Annotated in this window: 4 protein-coding genes and 3 pseudogenes; 5 read left to right on the forward strand and 2 right to left on the reverse strand. The window is 70.6% G+C overall.

What is annotated here, in order from left to right; genetic code table 11:
- Both AC2A1K_RS35220 and AC2A1K_RS35225 read right to left on the reverse strand, forming a co-directional pair.
- The coding region (locus AC2A1K_RS35220) for a class I SAM-dependent methyltransferase (protein ID WP_483901006.1) at positions 1–996 on the reverse strand (996 nt) is incomplete at its 3' end.
- 229 nt (positions 997–1,225) lie between these two features.
- Complete coding sequence (locus AC2A1K_RS35225) at positions 1,226–2,443, reverse strand: PucR family transcriptional regulator (protein ID WP_483901007.1); 1,218 nt, start codon at positions 2,441–2,443, stop codon at positions 1,226–1,228.
- A gap of 187 nt (positions 2,444–2,630) precedes the next feature.
- Between AC2A1K_RS35225 and AC2A1K_RS35230 the strand changes: the two genes are divergently transcribed.
- From AC2A1K_RS35230 to AC2A1K_RS35250, 5 genes and pseudogenes are all read left to right on the forward strand, one after another.
- The gene (locus AC2A1K_RS35230) at positions 2,631–3,053 is read left to right on the forward strand and encodes an FAD-linked oxidase C-terminal domain-containing protein (RefSeq protein WP_483901009.1); all 423 of its coding nucleotides are present in this window, start codon (positions 2,631–2,633) and stop codon (positions 3,051–3,053) included.
- A gap of 235 nt (positions 3,054–3,288) precedes the next feature.
- Positions 3,289–3,648, forward strand: a pseudogene (locus AC2A1K_RS35235) (MFS transporter); the annotation flags it as partial.
- Between the two features lie 25 nt (positions 3,649–3,673).
- Positions 3,674–4,708 (forward strand): MFS transporter, encoded by a 1,035-nt coding sequence (locus tag AC2A1K_RS35240; protein WP_483901008.1) that lies wholly within the window; start codon positions 3,674–3,676, stop codon positions 4,706–4,708.
- 44 nt (positions 4,709–4,752) lie between these two features.
- Positions 4,753–5,843: pseudogene (locus AC2A1K_RS35245) on the forward strand (IS630 family transposase).
- Positions 5,844–5,938: 95 nt separating this feature from the next.
- Positions 5,939–6,847, forward strand: a pseudogene (locus AC2A1K_RS35250) (transposase); the annotation flags it as partial.
- Between the last annotated feature and the right edge of the window lie 128 nt (positions 6,848–6,975).

Genomic DNA, 6,975 nt, shown 5'->3' on the forward strand with positions numbered 1-6,975 from the left:
ATATGCCTGGCCCGCCGCCGCACCGACGTCATCTACGCCATGCTCCGCGACCACCAGCCCTACCGCGCCCCAGCGCGAGCACCCGAGCCCCTCGCGGCTTGACAACCCCATAGAGACACCCCCCGGCATCCCGCTCGGGACGAGCTCGGTGACGGAGAACCCTGCGTCGGCGAGCACCGAGCACCATTCGCCACCCGTGATCAGGTGCTGCCGCATGATCGCGTGCACGTAGCCGAACTCGGGGGTGAAGTACTGGTCGTGGCCGCCGTCCGGGCGCGGCGGTTCGATCTCCGCAATCAGCAGGCTGGCGCCGCTGGGCAGCTGCTTGCCCATCGAGCGCAGGTAGTCGACGAGCACGTCGCGCCCGCCCGCCAAGATCTCGTGGAGCAGGAAGAAGGCCACCACCAGATCGATGTCCTCGAGACCGGAGATCCGGTCGAGGGCACCGGCGTCGCCGACCTCCACCCGCACCGTGTCGGCCATGCCCGACTCGCCGATCACCTTCTCGGCCTCGGCGCACGCCGCGGGGCTCAGGTCGACACCGACCCCGCGAGCCCCGAAGGTGCGGCAGACGTTCACGAGGAACCGTGCGTTGCCGCAACCGAGGTCCAGAACGTTGCCGAAGCCGTGGCGCTCGATGAGGCCCATCGCCACCGGTACCACGTCGTCGCGCCCGATGATCGCTGACCCGTCGGCGACCCATCGGCCGTCGCGGGGGAAGTCGTCGCCGTAGCGCGCGGATCCCTCGATGAACGCGTCGGTGCGCCGCAGCGGCTCTCCGTAGCCGCCGACGAGCCAGACCAGGTAGCCGATGTCGCGGTCGACGTCGACGCCGAGCGCGGTGAGCCCGAAGGCCCCGTCCGACTCGGCGACCAGGCCGCGGTCGGCGAGAAAGCGGAGGCTCGCGAGCAGCAGGTTCGCGCGGTCGCCGCCGAACCTGTCGATCGCGTCGTGGGTCAGGCCCTGGTCCCGTAGGGACGCAAGGACGCCGGTCATCTCTAGTGAGGCCAGCACGCTGCTGACCGCGTATCCCTCGAAGTAGTGGAAGACGGGCCGTTCGGCAGTTCCTGTCGTCGACACCGTGGGTGTCCCTCCCTCATGCACCGGGGCTCCGTGCTGAGGGACGTGCGCCGTTGCAGGTCCCGGTGGTTCAGTCTGCGACCGGGCGACCACGTCACGTGAGGATCGAAGGTCGAGTCGACGGGGAGCGCAAGGTGCCACCCGGCTACGACGTTGGTGGCAGCTCGCGTCCCGGGTCACCGGCTTCACCGGTCGGGAAGAGGCGAAGGGCCACTAACGACGCCACCAGGCCCGACGGGGTACGCGGGTCCCACCCGGTGACGGCGCGCCACCGGTCGAGGCGGTACCGCATCGTGTTCGGGTGGAGGTGGGCCCCGCGGCCACCGGCCGTGACCGAGAAGCCGTGCTGCGCGTAGGCCCGGACTGCGTCCGCGAGATGCCGGTGGGCAGCCCCGAGACCCTCCGGGACCTCCAGGAGCGGGGCCAGCCGTCGCCGGTGCGGCAGCAGGGTGGCCGGCAACCACTCGTCCTCGAAACGCGCGACCGAGCCATCGAGCAGCGCCACCGCCAGCGCTCGTTCAGCGTCCACCACGGTCGACTCGGCGCCCAGGGGGCCCTGACGCGGCAGGCCGACTCCGAGGGGTGAGTCGGGGCGAGCCGCGTGCACGGCCACGACGACGTCGTCCGCCTCGAGGCCTTGGAACACCACGACGGCGTAGGCCTCCCGCGCCGCAACCGCCACCACGCCTGGTAAGCGTTCGAGTCGGCGCGCGACCGGATCGAGCAGGTCCTCGGGTCGCGCGTCCAGCGGCAGGCACACCGCCTGGAAGATGCCGTCGGCGGAGAACCCGAGCGCGCGAGCGAGGTCCACGGCGTCATCCGAGACCACCTCCCCCGCCCGCAGCGCTTCGAGGAAGCGGTGGGCGAGGGTGACGCGGGCCGTCTGCAGGGCGCGGCTCGCTTCACCATGCGCGTCCGCCGAAGCGCTCGAGATCACCCGGATCCACGTCCAGACCAGGTCCACGAGACGTACGAGGCGCAACCTGAGCGCGTCGTCGCCGTCCCCGGCACGTTCCAGCAGAACGTTCCACAGCTCCCGGTAACCGACGTGGTAGGCGGCGATCACCTCCTCGACCGGTACACCCTGCCGCGCCCTTTCCCGTCCCAGGTCCCGGGCGCGCTCGGTCTGCCGCGCGGTGGGCGGGCGACGGGCACCGAGCCCGCTGAGGAGGCCGTCGAACTGGTCGTGGACGTGGCGGACGTGATCGGCTCGCGGGACCGCGGCGTAGCGAGGGCACGCGGCGCGGATGTTCTCGACGATCACGGGCACGAGCGTCGGCAGATCGTCCGACACCTGGCGGCAGAGCGCGATCACCGGTGCCCAGTCGCCCTCGTCGGGGCCTTCGCGTCCGTCGGCCGGCACCGCGCGCCTCTCGTGTGTTCACTCGACGGTGGCGACCGGATTTCGTCGTTCGCACCGTTCACCCCACCGCCCCGCTCTCGGATCGTAGACAGGCATCGACCTCGTGTCGTCGCTCGCGCAGCACCTGGGCCCCGACCGGTCGATCACCGCGTGGGCCGTGGCTGACGGATATCGCTCCGACGGGGCCGTGTGGGCCCCTGCCGGGCGGCCCGCGGCCGTCGTTCGCGCCCGCAGCACCGGCGACGTCGCGGCGACCGTCGCCCTCTGCCTGGCCCACCGCACCCCTGTCGTCCCCGGGGAGCGGGGACGGGATCTCCGGTGGCGCCAGCGCGGTCGAGGGCTGCGCCGTGGTCCCCCCGGAGGCGATGACGGCCATCGTCGAGATCGGCCCGCTGGAACGGCTCGCGGTTCGTCCAGCCCGGCACGAGACCGCCGGCGGCGACCCGACGCACCGCTTCGATCGGGCGCCGAGCAGGCGTTCGACGACATCGCGGCGGACGCCCTCGACCTCGGCGGCACAGTGACCGGTGAGCACGGCGTCGGGCTGACCAAGATCTCGGGTTCCGCGACGAGGTCTCACCGTCGGTCCTGGCGTTGCACCAGGCGTTGAAGACCGCGCTCGACCAGCACGTCGTCCTCAACCCCGGCAAGACAGTCGGCCGCGCCGGGATCGACGACCCCAGACAACCCGCGGCCGGATGAACGGCCGGTTCGTGGATCTCACCGACCACAGCGCTTCTCTTTCGTCGCCTGCGACATAGGCACGGTTGAGCATCGGCTCCAGGCTGCGCACAGCGCGGGAGCCACCTCGCGCCATCCACCCGCCCTGCCCGATCGGAGCCCCGATGACCGCGCACGACCCGGCCCGTTCGACGGACAGGTCCCACGGGGCGGGAGTGGTCGGCCCGCCGGCACGGCACCGGCGCGCGATCGGCTTCGCGGCTGTGTGCCTCGGCAACTTCGTCATCATGATGGACACGAACATCGTCAACCTGGCGCTGCCGCACATCGGCGCCTCACTCGGCGGTGGCCTCGCGGAGCTCCTGTGGGTGATCAACGCGTACACCCTCACCGTGGCGGTGCTGATCCTGTCCGGAGGTGTGGTCGGTGACCGGCTCGGTCACGACCGTGTCTATCGCCTCGGGGTGCTCGGCTTCGCCGCGACATCCCTCGCCTGCGCGCTCGCTCCGTCGGTGGCACTGCTTGTCGTCGCCAGAGGTGCTGCAGGGCATGACCGCCGCGGTCCTGTTGCCGTCCCTGCTCGGATTGATCCCACACCTCTATGTCGAGCCGGGCGAACGGGCCCGCGCGATCGCGGTGTGGGGCAGCACCGGCGCGGTGGCGCTCGCGACCGGGCCCCTCGTGGCCGGCTTGCTCATCGACACCCTGGGCTGGGAGGCCATCTTTCTGATCAACGTTCCGATCTGCCTGACCGTGTGGTGGATGGTGGCAGAGACGATCCCCGCGATGCCGCGCACCACCGGCCGGCATTTCGACCTTCCGGGACAGGTCCTGACCGTGCTGACGATGGGTGGCCTCGCGTTCGGGCTCATGGAGGGCGCGCACTTCGGCTGGGGATCCCCGGTGATCATCGGCGCCTTCGCGCTCGGCCTGCTGGCGGGAGCGGCGCTGGTGGCCGGGGCACGGCGCACAGAGCACCCGATGGTGCCCCCGCGCCTGTTCGCCGACCGGTCCTTCGTCGTGGCCACCGTCAACGGCCTCGTATTCCAGTTCGGATTCTTCGGAACGCTCTTCCTCCTCCCGCTCTACCTGCAGACGGTGCACCCGACCAGCGCACTGTCCGCGGGCGTTCAGCTCCTGCCCCTCACCGTGGCCACTGCGGCGTTGCCGCCCCTGCTCACGAGCCGGCTCATGGTTCGCCACGGGCTGCGACGCCCGGTCGCGCTCGGAGCGCTGGTCGGCGTCCCGGGGGCCGTGCTCATGCACGCGGTCGACGGGTCGTCGCCGTACTGGATACTCGGGCTCGCCCTCGTCCTGCAGGGGACGTGGAGCGGTCTGACTCTTCCCCCGACCGCGTCGCTGGCGGTCGCCGCCACGCCGTCGGAACTCGCCGGCACCGGCAGCGGCGTCTTCAACGCGAGCCGGCAGGTCGGCGGGGTGATGGGTGTCGCCGTCCTCGGCGCGATCGCAGAGACCAGCGGGTCGATCGTCTCCGGCATGCACGTCGGCATGGTCGTGGTCGGCGCAGCGATGGCGGTAATCGCCGTGACCATGGGGCTCACCCGCTACGACGGGCCCGTCTAGTGTCCTGCACCGGAAATCCGGTGCATAAGTTGTAGGGTCGGTGGATGGCGCGGACCGGACGCCCGAAGACCGAGCTCGTCGTCAGCGACGAGGAGCTTGACCAGCTGCAGCGCTGGTCGCGGCGAGCGAGTTCGGCGCAAGCGTTGGCGTTGCGCTCGCGGATCGTGTTGGCCTGCGCCGAGGGTGTGTCCAACACCGAGGTCGCCGCCGGGCGGGGGTCTCGGCGGCCACGGTGGGCAAGTGGCGCGGCCGGTTCCTCGAGCGTCGCCTCTACGGGCTGGTCGACGAGCCGCGGCCGGGTCGCCCGCCGACGATCACTGCCGAGCAGGTCGAAGATGTGGTGGTCACGACCCTGGAGTCCACACCGGCGAACGCGACGCACTGGTCGCGGACGAAGATGGCCGAGCGCAGCGGGCTCTCGCGCTCGACGATCGGGCGGATCTGGCGCGCCTTCGAGCTCAAGCCGCACCGCGAGGACGGGTTCAAGCTGTCCAACGACCCGATGTTCGTGGAGAAGGTCCACGACGTCGTCGGGCTCTACCTCAACCCGCCCGAGGCCGCGGTCGTGCTGTGCGTGGACGAGAAGTCGCAGGTCCAGGCGCTGGCCCGCTCGCAGCCAGCGTTCCCGATGATGCCCGGGATGCCCGAGCGACGGACTCACGACTACGTCCGTCACGGGACCACCAGCCTGTTCGCGGCGCTGAACACCGCTGACGGGACGGTGATCTCCAGCCTGCACCGCCGGCATCGAGCGGTGGAGTTCCGCAAGTTCTTGGCCAAGATCGACGGGACGGTGCCCGACCACCTCGAGGTGCACCTGATCTGCGACAACTACGGCACCCACAAGGGCCCGACGATCACCGGCTGGCTGGCGCGCCACCCGCGTTTCCACATGCACTTCACCCCGACCTACTCGTCGTGGATCAACCAGGTCGAGCGGTTCTTCGCCTACGTGACCACCGACCTGCTCCAACGCAGTGATCACCGCAGCGTCCAGGCCCTCGAGGCCGACATTCGCCGCTGGATCAAGGCCTGGAACGACAACCCCCGCCCGTTCATCTGGACCAAGACCGCCGACGAGATCCTCGAATCCCTCGCACGACTTCTACAACGAACTACTGGTGCAGGACACTAGGAGACTGCTGAAGAAGTCAGCGCGTCGGCGCTGGTCTGGCGGGTCGGGGCTGGGATCCTTGATATGTGTAGGGTAGGTCGGATGATCAGCGTGAGTTGCTGGATGTGGAGTCGGTCGCGGGGCACTTGCTGAGGCCGGGCAGCGTGTTCGCGTTCCTGGCCGCCCACCGGCCCCGGTTGTTCGCGCCGGAGCAGTTCGCCGATCTGTTCCCCAGCGGCCGGGGCCGGCCGAGCGTGCCGGCCGAGGTCGTCGCGACGGTGCTGGTACTCCAGGCCCTGCACGGGCTGTCCGACCGCGAAGCGGTCGAGGCGTTGACGTTCGATCTGCGGTGGAAGGCCGCGTGCGGGTTGGCGATCACCGACACCGCGTTCGACTCCTCGACGTTGACCTACTGGCGACGTCGCCTGGCTGCCTCCGAACGACCCAACAGGATCTTCGAGACCGTCGCGGCCGTGGTCGCCGAGACCGGGGCGGTCGCCGGGAAGACCCGCCGGGCGCTGGACTCGACGATCCTCGATGACGCGGTGGCCCGCCAGGACACCGTGACCCAGCTGATCGCCGCGATCCGCCGGATCACCCGTGAGGTGCCTGGCGGCGCCGAGATCGTCGAGCAGCGCACGAGCGGGCACGACTACGCGAAGCCGGGCAAGCCCGAGATCGCCTGGGACGACCCTCAAGCGCGTGACGCGCTGGTCACGGTGCTGGTCAACGACGCGCTGGCGGTGCTCGCCGAACTCGAACGCCGCTATCCCGGCGGCGCCGGGCTCGACGAGAAGGCGGCGCAGGCGGTGGCGTTGTTGGCGCTGGTCGCCGGGCAGGACGTCGAACCCGCCGAGGGCTCGGATGGCACCGACGGCCGGTGGCGCATCGCGACCAAGGTCGCCGCGGACCGGGTGATCTCCACGGTGGATCCCGAGTCCCGGCATGCCCACAAGTCCCGCGAGCGCCGCCAGGACGGCTACCGCGCCCACGTGGTCGTCGAGCCCGACACCGGGCTGATCACCAGGGCGTGTCACGACAACCGTGTAAGCAGCGGACGGACCAAGATCGACTCCCGTGATTGACGGGGTGGTCGGGAAGGACGCTGCTGTGCCGAACGAAGATGCAAGTTCTGGCTCGACCTCCGACGACG

This window comes from Actinomycetospora sp. 2LY8.5 (assembly GCF_057180585.1).

Coding starts and splice junctions, on each gene's coding strand:
- AC2A1K_RS35240 (WP_483901008.1), top strand. CDS start 3,674: ATGACCGCCGCGGTCCTGTTGCCGTCCCTGCTCGGATTGATCCCACAC.